Origin of the sequence: Bradyrhizobium niftali, assembly GCF_004571025.1 — a bacterium.
GTDB classification, from domain to species: Bacteria; Pseudomonadota; Alphaproteobacteria; order Rhizobiales; family Xanthobacteraceae; genus Bradyrhizobium; species Bradyrhizobium niftali.
In genome coordinates, this window is sequence record NZ_SPQT01000002.1 from 106,045 (window position 1) to 130,281 (window position 24,237).

The window sequence follows — 24,237 nt, forward strand, 5'->3', positions numbered from 1 at the left end:
GGGGCCGTGGCCCTAGTGTTTCGATGCCTTGCCGGCGCGGGTCGCAAGCGTCGGCAGTTGCAGAAGCAGCCCCGCTGCCGCAAGAGCGGCCCCATAGGCGCAGACTCCGAGCCAGGAAAGGTGCGTATACGCCCAACTCGCCCCGAGGGAACCGAGCGAGCCGCCGATGAACATTGCTGTCATGAACACGGTATTCAACCTGCTCCGGGCCTCCGGACGAAGCGCGAAGATCAGATGTTGGTTCGATACAAGTGCGGCGTTCACGCCGATGTCGAGGAGCACCACCCCGACGACCAATCCCGCGATCGCGTTCCAGCCCGCGAAAACGGCCCATGAGGAAAGCGAGATGGCGGCTGCGATCGCGACCACCACGTGTGGACCGCGTCTGTCGGCGACGCGTCCTGCGAGAGGAGCGGCGAAGATGCCGGACGCGCCGATGACGCCGAACAGACCAGCGATCTCGGGTCCAAGCCCGAATGCGGGTTCCTGGAGATGAAGCGAAAGTATGGTCCAGAAGGCGATGAAGGAGGCGAACAGCATCGCTTGCGTCGCGGCGGCGAGACGAAGCTGTGGCTCCTCGACGAGCAAGTGGACGAGCGAGCGCAGCGCGGCAAGATATCCGATGTCTTGCTTCGCATGGTGCTGAGGCAGGATCGAACGGACCAGCGCGGCAGCGCCAAGCGCCAAAGGAACGCCCAGCCAGAACATCTCGCGCCATCCTAAGTGCGATCCGACGAAGCCGGCGATCGTACGGCTGAGGAGAATGCCTCCCAGAATTCCGCTGACCACGGTGCCTACGGCGCTGCCCCTGGTCCGGTCGTCGGCGAGTGTCGCGGCGAAGGGGACGATCTGTTGGGCCACGGTCGCTGCCACGCCCAGTGTTAGCGACGCCGCGATCAAAGCAAGCGTAGACGGAGCGATTGCGGCGAACGCGAGAGCAGCAGACAGAACGAGGAATTGTGCTGCGATTAGACGCCTTCTTTCCACAATGTCGCCTAATGGCACCAGAAAGAGAAGGCCGACGGCGTAACCGAGTTGCGTGGCGGTGGGGATGAGGCCGATTGCGGTCGAGTCCGGATAGCTCGCTTCGATCAGGCCGAGCAGGGGCTGGTTGTAGTATATATTTGCGACCGCGATCCCGGCGCAGACCGCCATCGCGAAGATGCGAGCGCGGGTGAGGCTGGGTGCCTGGCGGTCCGTCGTGACCGTTGAAGTCGACATGGCGGCGAAATCCTCTTTGCGCCGGCAAGCGCTTCTTCTTTCACGCGCCGGCTCTTGACCTTCGAACGACAGTTAATTATCAAGTGATAAATAACAAGGCGCGGCGGTGGCGGCTCCAATCTGCATGTGGTTTTGGTCGCGTGAGCATTACGGCCCTACGCGCTGCGATGACATCCGCAGCCCCGCATTCGTCCTGAAGCGAGGCTCTTCCCCAAGCCTCTTACTCCGTGAACGAGCGGTCGTATTGGATTCCGTGAGCGTGGTTTGGACTGGCTCGTCGAGCAGCGATCTGGAGATTGTGCAAGCCGCGCATGAAACTCAAAAGAAATCGCGCGACGTCCCCTGATATGGCCTAGGTCTCGATGAAGGAAGGGTGATGAAGTTCAGGTTTGTCTTCTTCGCGCTACTTGCGATTGGTGCATTTGGCGGGACGGCGGCGCTTCTATATGCGTGGGAATCGCCTATTGCTACGATCGATCCTCGATCGCATGTAACGCCGGATCGCGCATTGGCTCGTCGTGGCGCAAGTCTCGCTCTTCTCGGAGACTGCGCCACATGCCATACCGCGGCGGGCGGACTCCCATACGCTGGAGGGCTCGCGATGCCGACGCCCTTTGGAACGATCTACTCCACCAACATCACGCCGGATCCGGAGACGGGCATAGGTCGCTGGTCGGAGCAGGCTTTCATTCGCGCTCTACGGTCCGGCGTGGATCGCGAAGGTCGCCATCTGTATCCGGCGTTTCCCTACGACCACTTCACGCGCGTGACCGACGGTGATGCCAAGGCGTTGTACGCCTTCTTCATGTCGATCGATCCGGTGAAGTCGTCGGCGCCCTCCAACGAACTTCCATTTCCTCTCAACGTCCGTCTCACTCTGGCCGGCTGGAAGCTTCTCTTTCTGCATCCGTCGCGTTTCGTCGCCGACCCGTCGAAGGACGAGAAATGGAATAGGGGAAAATATCTGGTCGACGGACTGGGCCATTGCGGAGCCTGCCATTCCCCTCGAAATCTCCTCGGGGCCGAGATTACATCTTCCGGCTTTTCCGGAGGCGAAGCCGAAGGCTGGCGCGCCTATGCGCTTGGCGGAATTTCGCTGGCACCGGTCGCGTGGGATGAAGCCGCCCTCGCGGATTATCTCGCGCATGGTTTTCATCCCCAACATGGCACCGCCCAGGGGCCCATGGCGAACGTGGTCGACAATCTGTCCCAGGTAGATCCGTCGGACGTGGGAGCGATGGCCTATTATCTCGCATCTCTCGGAAAAGGGAAGGGGCGGAACGACGTCGAAAAGGTTGCTGCCGGGCCGGGCCGCCTGCCGCAGGCGGCCGGCACGCAGGCGGCCACACCTGCCATCCCGCCCGAGGCTGGCGGCGCGATCTACATCACCGTCTGCGCTTCATGTCACGAAGGCGACAGGCCAGTGCCGTTCGGGGGCTTGAGACTCGATCTCTCCACCGCGCTCGCCGATGCTACGCCAGCCAACCTCGTTAATCTGGTGCTACGGGGAATCCCGGCAACCGCCGGCGCTTCCGTGCGCCCAATCATGCCCGGTTTCGGTGAAGTTCTCGACGACCGACAGATCTCGGATCTTGCGAATTATCTGCGCACGCGACTTGCGGGAAGACAGCGGTGGGACGGGCTGGACAAAGCGGTCGCGGAAGCAAGAGGCGGACAATGAGGGCGATCGGTCAAGGACTAAGGAGGCTCGGCGCAACACTATGACAACTCTGGTAGTCAACGGTGAAAGCCGAACGATCAAAGCAAGCGCCGATACGCCACTGCTCTTCGTCCTCAGAGACGAACTCGGTCTTAGCGCCGCGAAGTTCGGTTGCGGGCTAGGCCAGTGCGGTGCCTGCACCGTTATCGTCGACGGCAAGGCGATATTCTCTTGCGTGACGCCAGTGATGGTTCTGGAGGGACGTAAGGTGACAACGCTTGAGGGGATCGGTAGCCGGGACGCCCCTGGTCCGATGCAGCGCGCTTTCATTGAGGAACAGGCCGCACAATGCGGCTACTGCATCCCGGGCATGATGATGCGAGCCCAGGCGCTACTCGATCGCGATCCGCACGCCTCCGATGAGTCTATCAAGGCGGAACTGCAGCCCCATCTCTGCCGATGCGGGACGCACATGCGCATCCTGCGGGCGATTCGAAGAGCCGCGGACGAAGTGCGATCCAACACTACTGTCGAAACAAGGACAAGGCGATGACGAGAACGGTTTCGCGTCGCAGTGTCCTGGCCGGCGCCGGCGCCCTGGTCGTCGCCTTCCGGATATCCCGGTCGCATGCACAGACCGAAACCGGTACGAGGGGAGGTCCCTCGAAACACGGCTTGCCGGGAAGCCTCGATGACACGCCGAGAATCGACGCCTGGATCCGCATCGACGCTTCGGGCGGAGCCACGATCCTCACCGGAAAGGCCGAACTCGGCCAGGGTCTCAAGACGGCGCTTTTGCAGATCGCCGCCGAAGAACTCAAGCTGCCGTTGAACAGGCTTTCTCTAGTCACGGCCGACACAGGACGAACACCGAACGAAGGCTACACGGCGGCCAGCCACTCGATGCAGGATTCAGGCACCGCGATCCGGCATGCGGCAGCCCAAGCGCGCGAACTACTTCGCGAAGAGGCGGCCCGAAGGCTCGACGTATCTGTCGCCTCGCTGCGGGTGCAAGGCGGCGAGGTGTTGGGCGAGGACGGCAGGAGCCTGGGCTTCGGCGAATTGGTGCACGATCAACTGCTGGCCGTCGACGCCGGTCAGATATCGCACCTGACCTCTTCCTCAGATTTTACCGTCATGAACCGGCCGGTTCCGAGAATCGACCTTCCGGCCAAGGTGACGGGGGGAGAGGCCTACGTCCAGGATCTTCGCCCGGAGGGGATGCTGCACGGCCGCGTCGTTCGGCCGCCGAGTTATGGCGCAACGCTGCGGGACTGCGATGTGGCGCGCATTGAGCGGATGAGCGGGATCGTCAAGGTCGTGCGAGACGGAAATTTCCTTGGCGTCGTCGCGGAAAGCGAGTGGACCGCGGTCCAGGCGATGCGAAACTTGGCGGCATCCACGACGTGGATCGAGCGACAAGAACTGCCCGACGAGAAGGATCTGCCGACGGCGCTGATGAATCTCCCGTCGCGCGATACGACGATTCATGACAGCGGAAATCCAGGTAAGCCGGGCATCACGGTCGATGGCACCTTCAGCAGGCCCTATCTCACGCATGGATCGATCGGACCTGCGTGCGCTCTTGCGACGTTCGAGGACGGAAAGCTCACGGTTTGGACTCATACCCAAGGCGTGTTCTTCCTCCGCGATGCGATCGCCGGCATGTTGAAAATGCGGACCGAAGATGTGCGCTGCGTGCACGCCGAAGGCGCGGGGTGTTACGGCCAGAACGGCGCGGATGACGTCGCGGCCGACGCCGCTATGCTTGCTCTCACTGTCCCAGGCCGACCGGTCAGGATTCAGCTGATGCGCGAGCAGGAGCACGCGTGGGATCCGTTCGGGCCCGGCATGGTGGTCAAGCTCAAGGCCACGGTCGGAGCCGACGGCGCGATCGCGGATTGGCACCACGAAGTTTGGAGCCAGTCGCACATGATGCGGCCAGGTCCGCCCGGGACATTGATCGCTGCGCGTCTGAAGGCAAACGCCTTCCCGCCGGCGCCTCCTGTCGTCCTCGCGCAGCCCGAGGGAGGCGGCGACCGGAATGCGATTCCGCTTTACGCGATCGAGAACTGCAAGGTGATCAGCCACTTTCTTCCCGACATGCCCTTGCGCGGCTCGTCGATGCGTTCATTGGGCGGCTATCTGAATGTGTTCTCGATCGAGAGCGTGCTCGACGAATTGGCAGTCCGTTCGGGGCAGGATCCCGTTGCGTTTCGACTCCGGCACATGGAAGATCCGCGCGCACGGTCCGTCATCGAAACGGCAGCTTCGCGCTTCGGGTGGAGCGGACGGAAGAAACTTTCCGGGAGCAACGGATTCGGGTTCGGTTTCGCCCGGTACAAGAATCTCGAAGCCTGGTGCGCGGTGGCGGTCGAGGTCGAACTCATCCGCTTGAGCGGCGCGGTTCGCGTTCGTCGGGTCGTGGCAGCCGTGGACACCGGGCAGATCGTGAATCCGGACGGCGTCCGCAATCAGATCGAAGGCGGCATCCTGCAGGCGACAAGCTGGACGCTCTTCGAGCAAGTCAGATTCGATCGCACCCGTGTCACATCCGTGGATTGGTCGTCCTATCCGATCATGCGATTCGACAGCGTCCCAGAGAGCGTCGAAGTCCATCTGGTGGATCGCCCGGGCGACGGCTTCTACGGCGTCGCCGAGGCCGCGCAAGGTCCGACGGGGGCTGCGCTCACAAATGCCATCAGGGATGCCTCGGGCGTCAGGTTCTCTCAACTTCCGATCACGTCGGCGCGGATAAGAAAAGCGATTGGAGCGTGATTGGAACGCGAGACCAGCTCGACACGACCGGAGGTGACCCGCTTGGCACCAGCCGCGCTACCAGGATCTATTCCTTCGCGTTGCGATGTCACGGCGGCGCTATGGAGATCTGGAATGCCCAGCGACTGCGAGTGCAGTGTCGAATTCACAATTTCGCCGGCAGAACGGAACGGATGCCGCCAAGGAATGTCGTCACCTTCGCGTCGATGATCGAACTGACGTCGGCTTCGAGCGGCATGGAATAGATGAACTGACGCACCCCAAGATAGAAGATCGCCGCATGAAGTCCCCACACCATCTCGATCTCGATGACGGTGGTCGGCACCTCTCGGGTGGACGGACGGCGGTATTCGAACCGGATCTCCTCTATCACCCTTTCGAATGCGCGTTCGCGGAGCATCTTCAGGTAGCGGGCGTTCAACCCAAGGTCCTTCAGGCCCGCGAACATGAACAGGCGGATCCATTCGTAGGTGAGAATGACTTCGGCATATTCGCGGTAGAACTGCGTCAGCCTGGTCTTGAGGGGAACAGAACGGTCGGCGATGAGCTTTTCCCATGACGGTTTCCAGCGCCCGACAAAAACCTCCTGATAGACTCGTTCGATGAGGGCTTCCTTGCTGGGGAAGTATCGATAGAGCAGGGGCTGTGTGATCCGCAGTCGCTTGGCGAGCTCGCGGGTCTGCCCCTCGAACCCATGCTCGGCGAAGAAGGAGACCGCCTCGCGCGCGATGATGGCCTCCCGCTCGGACGGGTCTAGCCGCTGTTGGTCTCGAATCGGTGTTCGGGGACGAGGACCGATAGATTTCTTCACATCTGCTTCTTCGGCTGGAGTGCCATTTTCCATAGTCATACACCGTACTCGCCGAGCCCCCAAAACCGATCACTATATATTTATCAATCGATAAATAATCGTTGACTCCCGTCAATGCCGTCGCAATAATTGATCAAACGATAAATAACGATTGGACGATCCGTCCGAGTGCATCGAAGGGAGGCCGCCTATGACGAACGATCGCAGCACACGGGAGGCGCAGCCGAGAGCGCTTGTGATCGGTGGCTCCATGGCCGGATTGTTCGCGGCGTTACTTCTGCGACGGGAAGGCTGGAGCGTCGACATATACGAACGCATCGGTGCCGAACTCGCCGGCCGAGGCGCGGGGATCGTTACGCACTGCGAATTGTTCGACGTGTTGGGGCGGGCCGGCATCGACACCGAAGCGGCGGCCGTTGGAGTAGCCGTCCCGGGCCGACGGGTGCTCGACCGCAGCGGACGCATAGAGGGCGAACTCGGGTTGCGTCAGGTACTCACGTCGTGGGGCCATCTCTACGGGCTTTTGAGGGCGGCCTTTCCGACCGATAGCTACCATCACGGCAAAAACCTAGTGGCGTTGACCGAAGTGGAGGATCGGGTAACGGCGCGCTTCTCCGACGGTTCCGAGGCTTCCGGGGATCTGTTGATCGGCGCCGATGGCATTTTTTCGTCCGTCAGGTCCCAGCTCGCTGCGGAAGTCCGCCCCGGATACGCCGGCTACATCGCCTGGCGAGGCCTGGTCGATGAACGGGAATTGTCCGCGAAGACCCGCGCGGAATTGTGCGACTGGTTCGGTTTCAGCCTCCCGCCGGGGGAGCAGATGCTCGGCTATCCCGTAGCCGGGGTGAACGAAGAGATGGGCGTCGGCGAGCGGCGCTACAACTTCGTTTGGTACCGCCCGGCCGACGCCGATCACGGGCTGGCCGATCTCCTGACGGACATCGACGGCTTTCGCCACGAACTATCCATTCCGCCGATCCGAATTCGTCCGGAGGTGATCGCCTCGATGCGGCGAGACGCCGAGCGATTGCTGGCGCCCCAGTTCGCCGAGGTCGTTCGCCTCACGCGTCAGCCGTTCATACAGGCGATCCTGGACCTCGAGACGCCACGAATGGCCCTCGGACCCCGAACGGTGATCCTGGGCGACGCCGCCTTCGTGGCCCGACCGCACGTCGGAATGGGGGTGACGAAGGCAGCGGGAGACGCGGCCGCCCTCGCCGACGCGCTGCGGGACCATCCAGGCGATCTCTCAGCCGCACTGGAGAAATTCGAATCGGTTCGACTTCCGTTCGGCTCGGCTGTCGTTCGTCGGGCGCGCGATCTCGGCGCCTACATGCAAGCCCAGATCGCGACCGCGGAAGAGCGGAAGATGGCGGAACGTCATCGCAGCCCCGAGGCGGTGATGGCTGAGACCGCCGTCACGACGGGAATCGCCGCGTAACGAAGTTCAAGAACTGGAAGAGGGAGGACGATCAACCAATGGATCTGCAAGCCATTCAGAACAATCCGGCGTTCCGACAACTCGCGAGCGAGCGGGCGCGCCTCGGCGTCGGTATGTCGGTCGTCATGGCGGCCACATACTTCGCCTACATCCTGACCATAGCGTTCCGGCCGGACCTGTTGGGTCACCCGCTCTGGAACGGCACTATCATCACCTGGGGGGTGCTGATCGGTGTCGGTCTGATCGCCCTGGGCTTCTTGCTTACTGCCCTCTACGTCCGACGGGCCAATTCCCGTTTTGATCGCCTCAATCAACTTCTGCGGGAGAATCTCCGATGATCGTGCGCCCGGTTTACGCGGCTTTCTTCGCTATCGCATCCGCGCTCTTTTCAAGTCCCGCTGCGGCCGATGCGCTGGCATCCACGACGGGCGCCCGGCAATCGCTGAATGCGACCGCGATCGCGATGTTTCTCGGCTTCGTCGCCGTCAGTCTAGGCATCACGTTGTGGGCCGCCAGACGAGGTACGAACACCGCAAGGGACTTCTATGCCGCCGGTGCCGGCTTGAAGGGTGTCCAGAACGGACTCGCGATCGCAGGCGACTACACGTCCGCGGCGACCTTCCTGGGCGTTACGGCGCTGGTTTACACGTCGGGTTATGACGGCATGATCTACGCCATAGGCTTTCTCGTCGGCTTCCCCATGATCCTGTTCCTGATCGCGGAGCCGCTGCGCAACCTCGGCCGCTATACATTCGCCGACGTCGCGGCATATCGCCTTTCCGAGGTGCCGGTAAGGGCGGTCGCCGGCGTCAACACCCTTGTCATCGTGGTCTTCTACCTGATCGCTCAATTAGTCGGGGCCGGAAAGCTCATCCAGCTTCTGTTCGGGCTCCCTTACATCTACGCCGTCGGCATCGTCGGCGTCCTGATGATGGTCTACGTGACCTTCGGAGGAATGCTCGCGACGACCTGGGTGCAGATCATCAAAGCTGTCCTGCTGATGTCAGGATCGGTATTGATGTCGGTTCTGATCCTCAGTCACTTCGGTTTCAGCCTGGAGGCGCTATTCCGAGAGGCCGTAGCGCTGCACCCGAAGGCCAGCGGGATCATGGCTCCCGGCGGTCTCGTTAAGGATCCGGTGTCTGCAATTTCCCTCGGATTGGCCCTGATCTTCGGGACGGCCGGTCTACCGCATATCCTCATGCGCTTCTTCACCGTGAGCGATGCCCGTCAAGCTCGAACTTCGGTTCTGGTTGCGACAGGATTTATCTCCATATTCTACAGCCTGCTTTTCGTGCTCGGCTTCGGGGCTATCGCGATCGTTTCGGCGGATCCCCAGTTCCGTGATCCGTCGGGTGGCCTGTTGGGTGGGGTCAACATGGTAGCCCTCCACCTGGCTGATGCCGTCGGCGGGTCGCTGCTGCTCGGGTTCATCTCCGCGGTGGCATTCGCGACCATCTTGGCCGTGGTGTCTGGATTGACGCTTGCGGGCGCTTCAGCCGTGAGCCACGATCTCTATGCACGCGTCATCCGTAGAGGGCGCGCGAACGAGCGCGAGGAAGTGCTCGTCTCGAAGGCTGCCGCGGTCGCGATCAGCGTTCTTTCGATGGCCCTGGGTGTCCTGTTCGAAAACCAGAACATTGCGTTCATGGTGGGGCTGGTCTTCGCGATCGCGGCGAGCGCGAATTTCCCGGTCATCCTTCTTTCGATCGTCTGGCCGGACCTCACGACGCGGGGAGCGGTGACCGGTTCGCTCGCCGGCCTTTTGGCATCGGTCGGGCTGGTCGCTCTCAGCCCCGGCGTGTGGACCGCCGCGTTCAAGCTCGGTCCCGCGCCGTTCCCCTATGACAACCCGGCACTCGTTTCGGTTCCGCTGGCCTTCGCAGTATCTTGGGCTGTGTCGATGCTGGACCGCAGCGCCGCGGCTGCATCGGTCCGCGCATCGTATGGAGCGCAGCATGTTCGGGCCCAGACAGGCCTGGCCGTCGAATGACGGTTCTCGGCGATCCCCAAACAACGGAGGCGGGATAATGGCAACCAGCGTGGCAAAAACGGGCAGGGTCGTTTGGCCCGACTCGATTCAGAAGGAATTCGACATCAACGAGTTCAACGGGCGGGTAGGGACCCGGCTCCTGTCGGAAACCGAACGCGTGCGTGTCTGGGAAATACGACTTGCGCCGGGCGAACGCATCGGCTTCCACCGTCATGTGCTTGATTATTTCTGGACTGCGGTCACACCGGGACGGGCGCGGTCGTATGCGGAGGATGGGACGATCGTCGAAGCAGTTTACTCTGCCGGTGAGACGCGTCACTTCGTCTACGGAAAGGGCGAGTACAAGATCCACGACCTCAAGAATGTCGGAGATGCCGATTTGTGGTTCACCACCGTCGAATTCCTCGACAGTGCAAATGCTCCCTTGAAGATCGGCAACCAAAGTCCATGAAGAGGCGAGGCGGCATCGGCATGGAAGCGACTTACGTTGAACTGCTCCGGGGAACGCGAGCAAGCTTTCGCGCCGGCGCCTGCACTTCGGTACCGGCTGTTTAGAGAGGCCTCCAATCAGTGGCGCGCCTCCTCAGAGGCGCGTACGCGGCCCAGGGGACGGTTGCTGCCTCGCTTCGGGCGCCACCGTTCCCCGCAGTTTTTCGAGCATCATCTTGGCGCGTCGGAATGGGACGGTTTCGAAGCCCTCTACAAATTTACCGAGGGTTCGCTCCAGCAGGGCCGAAGCCTCTTTATTTCGGCCCTGTTGCTGCAGCATCTCAGTAAGGGCCTCTACTGCCCAAAGCTCCCAGCCGAGCGCACCTTGACGACGTGAGATCGTGATTGCTTCGCGGAAGTGGCTCTCGGCCGATTTAGATTTGCTTCCCTCTAAGGATAGCAAAGTAGTGCCGTGGATCCGAAGAGCATCCGGCAACAGCCAGAACGCCTCGGCAGCCCTTATACGTTCAAGTGATTCTGCTGATGCCAGGACTGCCTCCTCCGGGCGGCCAGCGGTGGCGAGAAGAACACCCAATCGGCCCAGAAACGGGAGGGAGGAGTTTTCGTACCGGGCATCGCTCAGCTTGGATATCGCTTCTCTCAAGTGTCGTTCTGCGGGCTCGAACTCCCCTTTTAGGAACAGTAGTCTACCCTCGAATCCGATAGCCGAGAACAAGTAGCTTTGAATATCGTTCTCCTCAGCCACTCGCCTCATCCTACAAATGGCCTCACCAGCAAGGTCTAACTCCTCCAATCTGAGAAACATCGTGCACCCGCACCAACTTAGCGCCTGGCAGATCGACGTCGGATTTCCGTTTTCTTCCGCCTCGGAATGTGCGGACAGGCATGCACGAAGTGTCTGATCAAAACGACCCTCACACCAATGGACTCCCGTCATGACGCACTGCGCGTAAACCGAATGATTTAAGCCCCAGCGACCTATTTGGGACGCGTTTGCGTGGGTTCGAAAAAAGGCGTGAGCCTCGCGTGCGAGATTCAAGGCACTCGGGTATTCGGCATTGAAGTACAGCGACGCGCTCTTTACGCTTTTCATCATTGCAAGCGCGGTTGGCTCTTCCACGTCTGCGACAAGCTTCTCGATCCTTTTCGTTCCCTCCAATGCGCCCTTGATGTCACCGCGCCGATGCAGGAAGAGGACGAGGCCGAGACGGGCCCTAAGTTCCCAATGGCGGTCACGCAGATGCCCGGCAAGCTCGATTGCCCTGTTCAACGCATCACGCGACCGGCTCGTCATACCTTCGGTGAACATCACCGCGAGTCCGAGGGCGGCCTTCAGGATCATCTCGCTTCGTTCGCTTTCGACACTCGGCCTTAGAGCGTCGATCGCCTTTGTCGTCCAACCGATGCATTCTGTTAGAAGGGAATTTTCCAACCAGACCGGCACGGCGGCGGCCGCGAGCGTTACGCCCGCTCCGTCTTGGCCGCTCGTCGAAAAAGCCCAGTTTAGGATCCCGCGCACGTTATCAAGCTCTAGAACCGCTTCTCTGAGCGTTTGCACCCGACTTGACCCATCGGCGCACTTTCGGAGCATTTCAGCGAGGCAGGATGCAAGCCTGCCGGCCAGTTCGTTCCGCTCCCCTTTCTCGATCAGCTTGGCAAGGGCGAACGCCCGGGTGATCTCCAGCAGGCGAAACCTGACACCGTCGGTGCCGACATCGACGGAGAGCAGCGATTTGCAGACCAGATCTGCGAGGATCGTGGCAGTGTCATCTTCGGTCGCCGCAATCACGGCAACAGCCGCTTCCAGCGTGAAACTACCGGCGAACACCCCAAGGCAGCGCAAGATATGGCGCTCGCGCTCGCTTAGTAGCTGATAGCTCCATTCGATAGCCGTCCCGATAGTTCGGTGTCGCGACGACGTGCCTCGGTGCTTGTCAGCCGGCAGGCTCATCCGGTTCTCGAGCCTAGAGGCCAATCCCTTGACACCGAAAGCGTCCACGCGCGCGGCGGTCAGCTCGATCGCAAGCGGGTTGCCGTCCAGTCTGCGGCATATCTGCGCCACAAAGGAGGCGCTGGTGTCGTTGAGTTCGAAATTGCTCACAACCGCCGCTGCTCGTTCGACGAATAACTGCACCGCGGGGTAGGTCAATGCGACCTTCAGGTCGAGATTCGCAACCAGAGGAGGCACATCCAGCGGTGGGAGGCGGTTCACCAGTTCGCCCTGGACGCGCAGCGGCTCTCTGCTCGTCGTCAGCACCTTGATCTCGTTGCCACCGCGGAGCAGCGCGCCAATCGCCGTCGCTGCGCCATCGATAAGGTGCTCGCAATTGTCAAAAACCAGGAGCATGTTCTTATAACGCAGCGCCGCGACGATCCCCGATAAGATGTCACTCGAACGGACATCGATGGGGAGCGCAGATGCGAGCGCGCTCGGAATCAGCGATTCGTTCGTGATCGAGCCAAGATCCACTAGCCAAACGCCGTCGCGAAACTGTGGTAGCATCGTTTCCGCTACTTGGAGGGCTGTCGAGGTTTTTCCGACGCCCGGCGGCCCGACAATACTCAGGAGGCGACCGTTGGCTAGTTTCCGCTTGATCGAGTTTAGTGCTTCCGCTCGGCCGATCAGGCGAGTTAGTTGCGCCGGCAGGTTGTGCTCACGTGCAACTAGAAGGTCGGCTTCACCACGTTCCTCTTCCAGGACCTTTATCGGGGCGACGAAGCGGTATCCGCGGCCCGGGCTATTCACGATGTACTGATTCGCCGTCTCGTCATCTCCGAGCGCGCGGCGCAGCGCGGCCACCTGAACGGTGAGGTTCGCCTCGACGACAAAAGTGTTGGGCCAGGCGATCTCAATGAGTTCGCGCTTGCTCATCAATTCCCCTGCGCGCTCGACCAGTGCGATCAGGATCTCGATAGCCTTGCTGCCCAAGCGAACGACGCGGTTACCCTCGGACAATATCCGCTTGGACGAGGAAAGGCGGAACGGCCCGAATAGAAACGTACGCTTTGGTCTCTCGTCGCGGTCGGACATCCGTCGGTCGGCGTTAGGTTCGCAAAGGCCTTCATTACGCCTCCGACCGGCAGGTGTCCATCCGTTGGAATATGCCGCGCGACCAAAGGGATCACGGCGGATCGTCGCGCTGGACCTGCACGGCGACCGCCTGCCGGCGCGCAAGGACTGCGGAAATGCTGATGCGTTCGGCGTCGAGCACTGAGAGTGTCGCTAATTCTACCGCAATCGTCGCCGATTTCTCGATCAAATCGGCTCGGGCGTGAAGCTGTGCCGTCTGCCGCCTGCCGATCCATCGAGACAACGTTTCCGGCGTGATCGCCGCGTCTTGCTGTAGGCCGCCCAGCAGCGCCTGACGCAGCTCCGTGGCGTGCTCCGAAGCCGCGTTTGCCGTCGTGCGCAGTTCGTCCAACCGTCCGGCGAAATCGGCGTCGCTCATGACCGGGGACCCAGCAAACAATCCGCAAATGTTGTCCAGGCTCACCTGCAGCCGAAACAAATGCAGGCGCAAGTCTTCTCCGAACTGAGCTAAATTGCCGTTTATCAAATCTGCACCTCTTTCGACAGGTGCAACTCTTTCGCGACGCAACGTCGCAGCCAAATAAAATCTTACAAAAGAATGGCGAAAGGCTACGGCGGTGCCGTCGACGCCGGCGCGACGCAATTCTTTGGAACGATTTATTCGCCATGTGCCGGAGCGGTAATTAATGATGGTGCGAGCGTGCCTTGCGCACAACGAAAGCGGAAATCACAGCCATCTTGTCCATTGCGAAGATAAGCCCGTGAAAAGTGCCGGAAAGAGCCAGTTGGAAGTCGGCGAGACTCCGATGAGCGGATACGCCGATCCCTCCTGCGATGGGTTATTTGGTCGTCGGATCGCTATGTATCTCGGAATAGAGGGCGACTGTATTCACAAGGTCAATCGGCATGGCAAGCTCGCGCTCGCAATTACGCGGTTGAGCTGTACCCGCCGCATTGGCAAGCGGGCTGCCGCAATTCCGTCCGAACCGGCCTTCAGCATCCTTCATCGGTTGGCGGATTTGGAGAACCATTCCAATGGACCGGTCGGTGTAGGAACTGTGAGCGTCTCCGACCTCCGCGACGATCCGCAGTGTGAATTCAGAGGTCCGTTCGAAGGTATCCAATACTACGTCCCGCGCCGCGCGCTTGACGACTTCGCACACGAGAACAATGCAAAGCCGATCTCCACCCTCCAGTGCACTCGCGATCGGTGCGATCCCTATTTGACCTCGCTTTCAAGTGTTCTCTTGAGCGCCCTCGAGGAGGAGAGGGGTAACAATCAGCTTTTCGTTGATCAGCTTGGTATGACATTGCTCGCCCACTTTGCCCAGAGCTACGGGGATCTTCGCTCGCGTGAGGGTATTCGCGAGGGTGGACTGGCGCCATGGCAGGAGCGTCGCGCCAAGGAGATCATGCGTGTTCGCCTCGCCAGCGGCCTGACGATCTCCGATATCGCTGCCGAGTGCAGGCTGACGCCGAGCCACTTCGCCCGCTGTTTCCGGCGCAGTACAGGGGTTGCGCCCCACGAGTATCTCTCTCAGCTCCGAGTCAAAGAGGCCAAGCGCCTGATGACAACTACCAAATTGCCTTTGGCAGATATTGCGCTGATCTGCGGGTTCGGCGATCAAAGCTACTTCGTGAGGGTTTTCTCGCGTAGAGTGGGAATGAGCCCTGGCGCCTGGCGTCGGGCTCGTTCTGAGGGATGAGCGGACGTCGATCGTGTTCCGGCTAAACACCGACGCGCGTCGCGCCGATCTTCTTCGAAATCGAGGAATCGCGAAAGCGGTAACGTCACTCCCTTTGGCGCAACGTATTTGCTCGCAGGCGCGCTGGCTAATTGCCTCAACAGTTCGCTGGGAAACCCACCAGGTCGGAGACTAACGTTTGGCAAGCCCCCGATCGCACGCACGAAAGTTTTTAAAAGTTGTAGGAAATCCCTCTCTCTCCGCCACTTTAAAGCAGCTTTGAGAAAGCCCCGTAAAATGAGGCCTTTCGGCACGCCCGGGTTTGCCGGTGTAGCCCGCCGACGGCGGAGCCTCAGCGCGACGACGAACCGAAGGCCGCGGCCGGCGACGGCACCCGGAGATTAAATCTCGAGACCTCCGATGCCGAGCGTTCCGTCGCCGAACCCGCGGCTCACGCGACCCCGGTGCGGGAGTTTTGGGCCTCTCATACGCCGAGACCGCCTTACCGGGCCGGTTATTTCACCCCGCCTACCGAAGCGCATTCCACTTCGGCGCTCTAACGCTGCGACCAGGGATGAAAATCGATCAAATCCGAGAGGCCCTGCGGACAGTCCTCCGGGATGGCCTTCGTTCTGGAAGCTGAATCGGCTCTCAATCCCGGCCGGCTTTCAAGGCTGGCAGCCGGATCGCGTCACGCGCGATCAAGGGGGCCTTTTGGATGCCGATCGGGGCCACGACCTCGGAAAGGACCATGGCCCCAGCGAAGACATCAACAAGCCCGGGCGATCTAGTGCCCCGGCCGGCAGGCAAGTATCAGCGGCGCCCGCGCCCGTCTCCGCAATCCGGACCAGCTTCGACGGCGTGAGCACTACCGCCGTGCGTGGCGAGTTCAGAAATGTAAGCTTGACAACAAACTGCAATTAAAGGGCCGAATGACATAAAGTTCGCTGGGCGGTCGCTGCGATTGCTTGATGAGCGACGAGACGACGCTTTCGGTATCCTTTTGCGACCTGACCAGCATCACGTGGCGCGAATGGCGCTCGATCAGTGTTGCACAAAGCGGTCATTCGACAAAACTGGCAATGTTGGTTATGTCGCATCAAGGTAGGATACTCTGCGCGATGCGCACGTCTAGTAGGTAACCACAAGCCCTAGCAACCACACTCGTTAGCATCTGGTAAGTGGGGTGGCGAGTCTCACTCTCTCTGCCATCGATTTTTGACAGCGCAGAAGTCCTTCGAAAACAGGCATCTCTCGAACCGCCGGAAATTGACGGTGTAGCACGACGGTGTAGCACCAGGGTGGCACCGCGGCGGCCCAAATTGCCATCATTCGGCAGCTTAGGAAGGTCCAATCCCCGGACCGCCTGACGGGCGGGGTTGGCTCATCGGCAGCGTCATACTTGCGGTCGAAAACTCGCGCGACGCGCTGAGCACCTTCTCGGTCGTCGCTGAACTCCCTCGCTGCCGATCTTCGTCGTGCCGGGGAGGCAGGAACGCCCGCGATGATCGCCGTCAAGGAGCTGTATTTTCAAATCCCTACGGTTCGCAGCCGTAGCGCGTTCCCCACCACGCTGACCGAAGACAGCGCTGCCGCTGCCGCGACGATAGGCGACAGCAGAAGCCCGAACGTCGGATAGAGCACGCCAGCCGCGATCGGAATTCCCGCGGCGTTGTAGGCGAAGGCGAAGAACAGGTTCTGTCGGATGTTGCTCATCGTCGCGCGCGACAGGCGCCGCGCCCGAACGATGCCGGTGAGATCGCCCTTGAGCAGAGTGATGCCGGCACTTTCCATGGCGACGTCGGTGCCTGTACCCATCGCGATTCCGACTTCGGCGGCGGCCAAGGCGGGCGCGTCGTTGACGCCGTCGCCGGCCATCGCGACGATCCGCCCTTGCTTCTGCAGCTTGTTGACCACGGCATTTTCCCGCGGTTTACATGACTGGCGGTGCGGCTGATAAGTGGCCCGTACTCGGTGTACCAAACAGCATTCTGCTTCAAAAGCCATTTGCGCCAGCGCAAGTCGTTTCGGCTGTCTCCCAGCTCCTAAACGCGGGCTCGCAGCAGACGGGTCCGGTCTGAGGAAACCGCAATCCGTGCCTGCTTCAGTACTACCTCATAGAAGATGAAGCCCTGATCCGAATGATGTTGTCGAGATGATCGAAGAGGGGGGCATTCGGTCGTTGCGGAAGCGGGAGATGTCGCGAAAGGCGCCGTTCTCACAGCTGATGCTGACTTCGATCTCGCGATCCTGGATATAAATATCGGTGGCGACACCATCGAGCCAATCGCCTCAGCAATTGCTGATCGAGGCAAGCCATTTTTCTTCGTTAGTGGGTATGGATCGTCGGGATTGCCCGAAGCATTCAGGGGCACTCCAGTCGTGAGAAAGCCTTGCTTGCTGGCAGAGCTGCAATCCGCGATTGATACAGCGCTGTCGCAAGCGCCGAGCGATCACCAGGGTCCCCTCTAGCAGAACTCGCCCTCATCGTGGGTTGATGCGCGTTGCTGTGATGGTCTGCTGTGGGTCTTGGTCGTATAAAAACACCCTCCGCGGGAGGGCGGTGAGAAGCCTGGACGGTTCGGTCTCAGGCCGCGATCGCGGCCAACACAAAGAACGCAGATGTTCTCTCGATTAGCCAAAACGCAGCTACTGCGCCTATCGCGTACGCAGCGACGATGTCGAGCTGATTGGCTGTCAGCTGAACCAGGGCAGGCCTGTGACGAAACTCCATGGCAGTGCGCAACAAATTCCCTGACAGAAGCACCGCCGCTACGAATGCCAACTGTCCAATCTCGACGCCGAGGTTGAAGAACAGCAGAGCAATCGGAATGGCATGGTGAGGCAGTCCCACTTCAGCGAGTGCGCCGGCGAAGCCAAAACCGTGTAAAAGCCCAAAGCTGAAGGCAACCAGCCATGGCAGACGCGCCGACAGACTTGGCTTCCCACGGCGTGCATTCAGGATTTCGACGGCCACCAGCATGATGCTCAACGCTATCGTCGCTTCCATGGGGGGGCCGGGCACTTTCACGAAACCCAGCGTTGCCGCAGCAAGCGTGATGCTGTGCGCAATGGTGAAGGCCGTGACGGTGATGGCGACGCGGCGCCAGTCGCGAACCAGGATCACCAGCGCCAGTACGAACAACAAGTGATCGAAGCCGAAAAGAATGTGCTCGACGCCCAGCCGCAGATAAGTCGCCGCCACTTCTCCCGAACCGGGCACGGCCTGAACTACGAACGATGTCTTGGTCGGAGAAAGCCGTTCGGTCTGGATTGCACCTTCAAGGCTTTCGATCCGAACCAGTACATCCGTTGAGGTGGCCGACAGGCCCTCAATCGATACCGCCTGTCCAGCCAGTCCTCCATCCCGCCGTATTGCACGACGCTCAACATAGGCTCCGTCACTGAGCGAAGCGCGTGGCAGGCTCGTATCTTGAGTGCCATCGGGCAGTCTGACGTAAATCGCGAGCCGCACTTCTTCCCCGCGCGCCGGGATCTTGAACAGCAGATGATAGGAGCCGGCGCCGGTCTGGCGCAGCTCGAGGTAGCCCGGCCGAAGCTCGTCCGAGAGCGCGGGTTGCGCCAGCAGCACCGCCAAAACCGCAAAGATCAGGCGGAAGCAGTTCATCGGCTCGCGGCCTCTGCCGCCCTTGCCCCAGGCTGTTCAACCACGATTTCGTAGCGGCTCCGAAGCGAGGCATACAGCTTTTGTTCGGTCTCCAGACGCCGCGCGTTCTCCCACTCACGGAGGACAGCCGGCCGAACAGCGTCGAGGGGCGGCAAGTTTCCTTGCGCCCGCTCACTAATGAAGACAAAATGCTGCCCGAAGCCAGAGGAAATCGGTCCCTGCCAGCGGCCCTTTTCCATGACGGATAGCTGTTTGGCGAAGCTTTCCCCAAATATGCTCGTCAGCTTGGTCGGCGCGACGGCTCGAAACTCTTCCCCGAGAAGGAATGCATCCCCGAGTCCTGTCGCGTCTACGGCTTCGTCGGCTCGCGCCAGAACGCCCGCAAGCTGCTTGCTGTCGCTGTCGATGGTCTCAGCGCGCCTCGTGGCGCTGAGGAACAACTGACGGAATGTAAGTTGATCTTCGGCCCTGAACCGCTCCGGATTGGAAGCGAGATATGCCGCAAGCTCCGCCTCACTGGGTTCGGGGACGGACATCTCAGTCGCGAGAAATTCCATCTTCTGCCGTACGCGGCGGCGGATGATGACGTCGTCCCGGTCCAGACCGGCAGCTCTGCCCTCGCGATAGAATACCTCGTCCCGGATGTAGTCATCTATCAGGCCGCGCAGTTCCTCCTGGTTGGGGGGCCGCCGCCAGGTTCGCACAAAAGCGTTGCCCAAGTTGGTGACTTGCGACGCGGAAACGACGATCTTCTCGGGGGCGTCCGACCCTCGCTTGCCGGCGAGCCCGTAGATCGCGAATAGCGCGGCACCCAGGACGAGAAACTGGAGCAGAGGCTCCCGCAGCAGCCGGACAATCAAGGCGTATACCAGATCGGCGAAGTATAGGCCCGTTCGGTGGTCGTCATTCTGACTTCGGCGGGCATGGTGATGCCAAAATATTTCGCATCATACGCGGTCCAGCGGGGCGTCGGAATTTCGATGACGCGCACATAGTAAAAGGCGCGCAACGTCGGATCAAAATCCGGGTCTTTCCAGACCGTGATCATCTCGCCGGCCCCGATCGTGTTGGTCCAGGTCGCGTTTGCGACGTCGACGGTGCTCCCGACAGACGCCTTGCTTCGACCATCGGCATCGATCGTGCGACCGCCCGACACAGCAACGTCGTAGACTCGTTCCTGCGTCTGGCCGTCTTTTCCGAGCCATCCCTTGATGACCTGGATGCGGTCCAGATTTGCGCCGATCGGGTCCTTCAACGCGGCGACAAGAAACGAAGGCGATTTTCCGTTCGGCGCGCTAGTCAGGTCTCCGCCCATCGGCACACCCTTGGTGTAGCCAACTCGGGCCGGCATGCGATTGTTGGCGTCGGCCGCCTCGAAGTCCCATCCACCGAAGAACCGGACGACCATCCTCGGGCCGGTGGTGGCGTAGGTTTCGCGCCGCTTCATGGCGTCGAAGATTGCCTCGCGGGTGTTATCCGCTGCCCAGACCGCGGCATACCCCGCCGCCGTCGTCTCCCAGCCCATGATCACGGCCTTGTCGGACTTGACGAAGGGATGCGTCGCGCGACCGGCGCTTGGTTCGGAAGACGATGTCTTGCCGAAGAAATTGTCCTCCTCAACTGCGGCGAGCCCGGTGTGCGTATCGGTGCTGCCGACCAGGCCAAACTTGTAGGGATTAAGGCCAAGCTCCGCTTCCATCTTGAGGCCGTTCTTGAGCGCAGAACGGACATACTCGAATTCGAGCATCTCGGGCTTTTTGACTTCGGTCAGATCGAGGTTGCCCTTGTCCCAACGTTCGTAGTTTGCAAACTCATCGTTGGGTGAAAGGAATGGGTGGGTCTCGCCGTCGCCCTTCATTTGCGTCGCTTCGTAGAGCGGCTCCCAACGCGTGCGGTTCTCCGCATATTCACGATCGATCCGTTTGCCGTTGAACGATTCGATGATCGGAAACATCCGGCCGTTGCTGAGATTACCGTTGTGCGCGAGGGCAAGAATCTCCGCTCCGGTCTTTTCCTCCACCATCGCCATCCACTTCCAGAGATCGCGAGGATTCGGGCTGCCGAGCGGCGGCAACGTGGTGTAGGGCTCGACGAGGCTGGCCTTTGCTCCATTGTCTCGCCAGATGATGTTGCGATGGAGATTGTTCCCCCCGGCATTCGAGGTCCACTCATAGCCGATGAAAGCTGTGAACCGGCCGGGTTCATTGGCTTCTTCCGCCGCCTTGATGGTCTCGCGCCACGCGCTGCGATATGCTGGGGTGCCCGGCGTGGGGAAGCCCTTGGGCATTTGCCCCCTGCCGAAGCTGGTAATGATATCGAGCGCTGCCTGCGCACCCTTTCCAGAATTGATCTCGTCGTACCACTTCCGACCCTGAGGCGTCGCCAGTAGAGCGGCATCGCCGCCAATCAGTTGCGGGAAGAAGCCCATGCCGTCCGAATGGTCCGCTACCACCATGAAATCCAGCGGGCGCGACAGTTTGGCACGTTGTCCGCTGGACGAGATGACTTCCTCGCCCTTGGCAAAGCGATAGGCGTCCTTGGGGCCCAGCCGGGCACCGAACGCACCCGCATCCATCGAGTACGAGGTGTGCGTGTGCGTGTCGCCGAAATACGGCCGCGTCGGGAAATTGCGACCCGCATACGGCGAATAAGGTGGCTTGGCGGGAAATGCCTTGTCGGCGGTCTCCTTGTCGAGCGTTCCGATGTCAGTGGTTTGATCTTCGGCGCCAGCCGCGGTGAAAAATACACACGCCGCGCACATACCGGCAAAAACGGTTGCGGGAAAAGATGACAAACGGCTCATCATGAGCGCCCCCTACAATCGTGGCCAGTTATTCTGAACCCGGCACCTGGCCTGGACTTTCGCCCGATGGAGCGGAATTCAAGCGCAGCATATGTCTCACACGGACTTTCTCTTCGCATGCCCGCAATGCTGACGTGCAGTACAATAGAATCAGCGTCGGCCGACGCGATTAACTGGACCACCACGGTTCATGGGTCGTCCAGGAGTGACTGCACGGGCAACCGGCCGAGCCACTAGCCTGACTCCCGGCCTCACGATGCAGCCGGCCGGATAGCTAATGTATTGGCAATCGGGCCGGCTCGATGCTCGCGACCATGCAACAAGCGAAAGCCACGGCTGACAGTGAAATTGAAAGCTTCATTTTTATCCTCCTTCGGGACGCCTTACGGTCCCGTTGAGCGGCCCGTGGCTGATCCAAGTTCAGGATCAGCCCGCTCAGAGGATCAGACGATAAGATCACGGTCGGACTGCTGCAGGCAAACGTTTTCGACCAACTGGAAGAAATGCGGCAATGCACTCGCATCGTGTATCGGAGGAATTGCTCTGCAAATCACGGAAAATAGCCGATGCATGAAGCCATACCTTGAGCCGATTGGCTGTTGCTTTGAGGACCTTCCTGGCCTTAGCTGTTGGCTTGCGTGTCGTAGTCTCAACATCGTTAGGCTGGTGGGGGCTTCCTTGGCTGATAACCGAATGGAAAGGAGACTAGCTGCAGTTCTGGCCGCCGATGTTGCCGGTTACAGTCTTCTGATGGGGCGGGATGAGGAAGGGACACTCACCCAGCTAAAAGTCTTCCGGACGACGCTAGTGGATCCCACGATCGCGGCGCATCGAGGTCGAATCGTAAAGACGACAGGCGACGGCATGCTGGTCGAGTTCGCCAGTGCCGTTGACGCTGCGCGTTGCGCGGTAAATGCGACTTCGCGGGGGAGGGCAGCTACCGGCGCAAAGCGCACCATTCTGGTTGGTGCACGGTGGGTAAGCGACCGCGGCGGCCTAGTGTGTTCATGACGGTATTTGTAAGATGCCGCGCTGTAGCGAATATCGCAGCCTTGTCTAAGCACAGGCGGCCTGATCAGCCGATTGACTCCGATAGGTACTGGAGGCGCCAGCATTAAGAGCGGTTCGAATTATTCTGTGAATTCAAGACCAAAAAATTGCGGCGGGTATACCGTCGGCATTTGTCCGTCAGCTCTGAAAATTTGTGCTTGCAAATCAACGACGAAGCGTCGTTCGAAATGATTGAGTGGGAGTAGCGCAATCGGGTGATAAAGCGTGGTTTAGCGTAGCTTCGGCGTGGTGGGTCTCACTCGCATGTGAAGAGAGCTGTTGGTCTCGACTTAACTCGAACGAGCTCGGCGCTCCAGCGAGTTTTGGCTGACGGAGTGCCGCGTCGAACCTCAGCGTGCAGAAGAGCTGGAGCTGCCTGAGCCGAGGCCTTCATTTGAGGCCGCCCGCGATGGCATTGCGCCTACGGACTGAGTTTGCTCGGCAACAGCGCTGGCGCGAGGAACGATCTAGTCTGCTTCATCCAAGCTTCTATGAGCTCCGGTGCGCGCCGCCCGATCGCCGCCGATCGACTGGCCCGAACTGGGTCACCTAGACTCTCCGAGAGGGGACGTTGACGCCGATCGATCAAGATTTGTATTGTGGATTTTCCAGGTTGCACTATTCGTGATATCAATGACGGTATGTCATGAACCTCAGATCTGTCGATCTCAATCTTCTGGTCGCTCTTAACGCTCTTCTTTCGGACCTTCACGTAACCCGTGCTGCCGACAGGATTGGCCTTAGTCAACCCGCAATGAGCAATGCGCTCTCCAGGCTGCGTCACATCTTCAAGGATGAGCTTCTTGTCCGGACGGCCAATGGCATGCAGGCCACGCCGCGTGCAATCGAACTGGCGGAGCCGGTGAAGCGGCTTTTGCGGCAGTTGGAGCGCCTCCTGGACAGCGAGTCCGCTTTCGATCCGACCACCACCACACGGAGCTTTTCCGTGAGGTTGTCCGATCTTCTCAGCCGTCTTCTTCTTCCCGCCGTCGGCAAGACGTTGGCAACGACGGCCCCCTCCGCGCAGCTCGACGTCGTGCACTATTCACCGACGCATACGGTGGAGGCCTTGGAGAAGGACGAAATCGACCTTGCGATCTCGATGGGTCTCGCGCATTCGAATTCGATCAAGTCGGTCGTCCTGATGAAGGACAGGATGGTGTGCGTCATGCGCGAAGGCCACCCTTTGGCGCAGCGACCCCTTACGATGGAGACGTTCCTCCAGGCGGCGCATCTCAAGGTCTCGATGTCGCCGACAGACCTCCGTTTCGTCGATGACGTGCTCGCCCGGCAAGGGCTGACCCGCCGGGTCGCGGTCAACGTTCCCCATTGGCTGTTGGTCCCGCACGTGCTGCGGGATTCCGATCTGTTGTCGGTCATGCCGCGGCGCCTGGCCTTCGCGATGGTCGCGGAAGATCTGGCGATCAGAGACCTGCCGTTCGCGTCTGATCCCTTCGAATGGTCGATGTATTGGCACCGAAGGCACGATGCCAGTCAGGACCTGAACTGGTTGCGTTCGATCTTCGTCGATGCCACGCGAAGCCTTCCCGACAACGACTGAGAGAGGGCAGCTCACTGACCATCTTTCGATAATCCGCAGCAACAGCAGGATTATTGATCTGCCAAATAATGGAATAGCGGATTCCGATTAGACGCCGCCATCCCGATCTCCATCCTGCTCCCAAA

The 24,237-nt window shown here is 60.5% G+C and carries 16 protein-coding genes and 3 pseudogenes; 11 read left to right on the plus strand and 8 right to left on the minus strand.

Features of this window, described 5'->3' with window-relative positions:
- Positions 1-12: 12 nt before the first annotated feature.
- Positions 13-1,221: an MFS transporter gene (locus E4K65_RS05565; protein WP_135173311.1), complete on the minus strand. Its 1,209-nt coding sequence runs from the start codon at positions 1,219-1,221 to the stop codon at positions 13-15.
- Positions 1,222-1,597: 376 nt separating this feature from the next.
- Here E4K65_RS05565 and E4K65_RS05570 point away from each other — a divergent pair, with 376 nt between their 5' ends.
- The 3 genes from E4K65_RS05570 to E4K65_RS05580 are packed head-to-tail and all read left to right on the plus strand — an operon-like array spanning position 1,598 to position 5,659.
- Positions 1,598-2,902, plus strand: a complete 1,305-nt coding sequence (locus tag E4K65_RS05570) for a cytochrome c (protein ID WP_135173312.1) — start codon at positions 1,598-1,600, stop codon at positions 2,900-2,902.
- Between the two features lie 40 nt (positions 2,903-2,942).
- Entirely contained in the window at positions 2,943-3,434 is a 492-nt protein-coding gene (locus E4K65_RS05575; RefSeq protein ID WP_167770558.1) for a (2Fe-2S)-binding protein, read from the plus strand.
- On the plus strand, positions 3,431-5,659 hold the full coding sequence (locus E4K65_RS05580) for a xanthine dehydrogenase family protein molybdopterin-binding subunit (RefSeq protein ID WP_135173314.1): 2,229 nt from the start codon (positions 3,431-3,433) through the stop codon (positions 5,657-5,659). The genes E4K65_RS05575 and E4K65_RS05580 overlap by 4 nt, the downstream gene beginning before the upstream one ends.
- A 145-nt stretch (positions 5,660-5,804) precedes the next feature.
- Here E4K65_RS05580 and E4K65_RS05585 read toward each other — a convergent pair whose 3' ends face one another.
- Complete coding sequence (locus tag E4K65_RS05585; RefSeq protein WP_135173768.1) at positions 5,805-6,503, minus strand: TetR/AcrR family transcriptional regulator; 699 nt, start codon at positions 6,501-6,503, stop codon at positions 5,805-5,807.
- A 157-nt stretch (positions 6,504-6,660) separates the two neighbouring features.
- On the opposite strand from E4K65_RS05585, the gene E4K65_RS05590 reads away from it, so the two are divergent.
- The 4 genes from E4K65_RS05590 to E4K65_RS05605 are packed head-to-tail and all read left to right on the plus strand — an operon-like array spanning position 6,661 to position 10,355.
- Entirely contained in the window at positions 6,661-7,911 is a 1,251-nt protein-coding gene (locus E4K65_RS05590) for an FAD binding domain-containing protein (protein WP_135173315.1), read from the plus strand.
- Positions 7,912-7,949: 38 nt separating this feature from the next.
- On the plus strand, positions 7,950-8,249 hold the full coding sequence (locus E4K65_RS05595) for a DUF485 domain-containing protein (protein ID WP_135173316.1): 300 nt from the start codon (positions 7,950-7,952) through the stop codon (positions 8,247-8,249).
- Positions 8,246-9,904: a cation/acetate symporter ActP gene (gene actP, locus E4K65_RS05600; RefSeq protein ID WP_135173317.1), complete on the plus strand. Its 1,659-nt coding sequence runs from the start codon at positions 8,246-8,248 to the stop codon at positions 9,902-9,904. The genes E4K65_RS05595 and actP overlap by 4 nt, the downstream gene beginning before the upstream one ends.
- 37 nt (positions 9,905-9,941) lie before the next feature.
- The gene (locus E4K65_RS05605) at positions 9,942-10,355 is read left to right on the plus strand and encodes a cupin domain-containing protein (RefSeq protein ID WP_135173318.1); all 414 of its coding nucleotides are present in this window, start codon (positions 9,942-9,944) and stop codon (positions 10,353-10,355) included.
- Positions 10,356-10,487: 132 nt separating this feature from the next.
- On the opposite strand, the gene E4K65_RS05610 is transcribed toward E4K65_RS05605, so the two are convergent.
- Positions 10,488-13,385, minus strand: coding sequence for an ATP-binding protein (locus E4K65_RS05610; RefSeq protein WP_135173319.1), 2,898 nt, complete (start codon positions 13,383-13,385; stop codon positions 10,488-10,490).
- A 91-nt stretch (positions 13,386-13,476) separates the two neighbouring features.
- Positions 13,477-13,875, minus strand: coding sequence for a hypothetical protein (locus E4K65_RS05615; protein ID WP_135173320.1), 399 nt, complete (start codon positions 13,873-13,875; stop codon positions 13,477-13,479).
- A 196-nt stretch (positions 13,876-14,071) separates the two neighbouring features.
- Here E4K65_RS05615 and E4K65_RS05620 point away from each other — a divergent pair, with 196 nt between their 5' ends.
- Positions 14,072-15,091, plus strand: coding sequence for a helix-turn-helix domain-containing protein (locus E4K65_RS05620; RefSeq protein WP_235885502.1), 1,020 nt, complete (start codon positions 14,072-14,074; stop codon positions 15,089-15,091).
- A 1,509-nt stretch (positions 15,092-16,600) separates the two neighbouring features.
- Here the strand turns inward: E4K65_RS05620 and E4K65_RS05630 are convergent.
- Positions 16,601-16,999 (minus strand): annotated as a pseudogene (locus E4K65_RS05630) (HAD-IC family P-type ATPase); the annotation flags it as partial.
- Between E4K65_RS05630 and E4K65_RS48530 the strand changes: the two are divergent.
- Positions 16,993-17,151 (plus strand): annotated as a pseudogene (locus tag E4K65_RS48530) (response regulator); the annotation flags it as partial. The pseudogenes E4K65_RS05630 and E4K65_RS48530 sit on opposite strands and share 7 nt — an antisense overlap.
- 506 nt (positions 17,152-17,657) lie before the next feature.
- On the opposite strand, the gene E4K65_RS05645 reads toward E4K65_RS48530, so the two are convergent.
- Genes E4K65_RS05645 through E4K65_RS05655 form a run of 3 tightly spaced genes read right to left on the minus strand, consistent with a single transcriptional unit; the run spans position 17,658 to position 21,459 of the window.
- Positions 17,658-18,698 carry a HupE/UreJ family protein gene (locus tag E4K65_RS05645; RefSeq protein WP_135173321.1) on the minus strand — a complete coding sequence of 347 codons (1,041 nt, stop codon included), beginning with the start codon at positions 18,696-18,698 and terminating at the stop codon, positions 17,658-17,660.
- Positions 18,695-19,558, minus strand: coding sequence for a peptidyl-prolyl cis-trans isomerase (locus tag E4K65_RS05650; protein ID WP_135173322.1), 864 nt, complete (start codon positions 19,556-19,558; stop codon positions 18,695-18,697). The genes E4K65_RS05645 and E4K65_RS05650 overlap by 4 nt, the downstream gene beginning before the upstream one ends.
- Positions 19,555-21,459, minus strand: a complete 1,905-nt coding sequence (locus tag E4K65_RS05655) for a DUF3604 domain-containing protein (protein WP_135173770.1) — start codon at positions 21,457-21,459, stop codon at positions 19,555-19,557. Before E4K65_RS05655 ends, E4K65_RS05650 begins: the two co-directional genes overlap by 4 nt.
- Before the next feature lie 735 nt (positions 21,460-22,194).
- Here E4K65_RS05655 and E4K65_RS48535 point away from each other — a divergent pair.
- Together E4K65_RS48535 and E4K65_RS05665 are read left to right on the plus strand one after the other, a co-directional pair.
- Positions 22,195-22,428, plus strand: a pseudogene (locus tag E4K65_RS48535) (adenylate/guanylate cyclase domain-containing protein); the annotation flags it as partial.
- Between the two features lie 769 nt (positions 22,429-23,197).
- Entirely contained in the window at positions 23,198-24,112 is a 915-nt protein-coding gene (locus E4K65_RS05665) for a LysR family transcriptional regulator (protein WP_135173323.1), read from the plus strand.
- Positions 24,113-24,237 lie beyond the last annotated feature (125 nt).

What these genes read in the sequence shown, in the direction of transcription:
- E4K65_RS05565 (WP_135173311.1), bottom strand. Translation starts at nt 1,221, where the DNA reads ATGTCGACTTCAACGGTCACGACGGACCGCCAGGCACCCAGCCTCACC.
- E4K65_RS05595 (WP_135173316.1), top strand. Translation starts at nt 7,950, where the DNA reads ATGGATCTGCAAGCCATTCAGAACAATCCGGCGTTCCGACAACTCGCG.
- E4K65_RS05590 (WP_135173315.1), top strand. Translation starts at nt 6,661, where the DNA reads ATGACGAACGATCGCAGCACACGGGAGGCGCAGCCGAGAGCGCTTGTG.
- E4K65_RS05645 (WP_135173321.1), bottom strand. Translation starts at nt 18,698, where the DNA reads ATGAACTGCTTCCGCCTGATCTTTGCGGTTTTGGCGGTGCTGCTGGCG.
- E4K65_RS05655 (WP_135173770.1), bottom strand. Translation starts at nt 21,459, where the DNA reads ATGTGCGCGGCGTGTGTATTTTTCACCGCGGCTGGCGCCGAAGATCAA.
- E4K65_RS05575 (WP_167770558.1), top strand. Translation starts at nt 2,943, where the DNA reads ATGACAACTCTGGTAGTCAACGGTGAAAGCCGAACGATCAAAGCAAGC.
- E4K65_RS05570 (WP_135173312.1), top strand. Translation starts at nt 1,598, where the DNA reads ATGAAGTTCAGGTTTGTCTTCTTCGCGCTACTTGCGATTGGTGCATTT.
- actP (WP_135173317.1), top strand. Translation starts at nt 8,246, where the DNA reads ATGATCGTGCGCCCGGTTTACGCGGCTTTCTTCGCTATCGCATCCGCG.
- E4K65_RS05620 (WP_235885502.1), top strand. Translation starts at nt 14,072, where the DNA reads ATGATGGTGCGAGCGTGCCTTGCGCACAACGAAAGCGGAAATCACAGC.
- E4K65_RS05585 (WP_135173768.1), bottom strand. Translation starts at nt 6,503, where the DNA reads ATGGAAAATGGCACTCCAGCCGAAGAAGCAGATGTGAAGAAATCTATC.
- E4K65_RS05605 (WP_135173318.1), top strand. Translation starts at nt 9,942, where the DNA reads ATGGCAACCAGCGTGGCAAAAACGGGCAGGGTCGTTTGGCCCGACTCG.
- E4K65_RS05665 (WP_135173323.1), top strand. Translation starts at nt 23,198, where the DNA reads ATGAACCTCAGATCTGTCGATCTCAATCTTCTGGTCGCTCTTAACGCT.
- E4K65_RS05610 (WP_135173319.1), bottom strand. Translation starts at nt 13,385, where the DNA reads ATGTCCGACCGCGACGAGAGACCAAAGCGTACGTTTCTATTCGGGCCG.
- E4K65_RS05580 (WP_135173314.1), top strand. Translation starts at nt 3,431, where the DNA reads ATGACGAGAACGGTTTCGCGTCGCAGTGTCCTGGCCGGCGCCGGCGCC.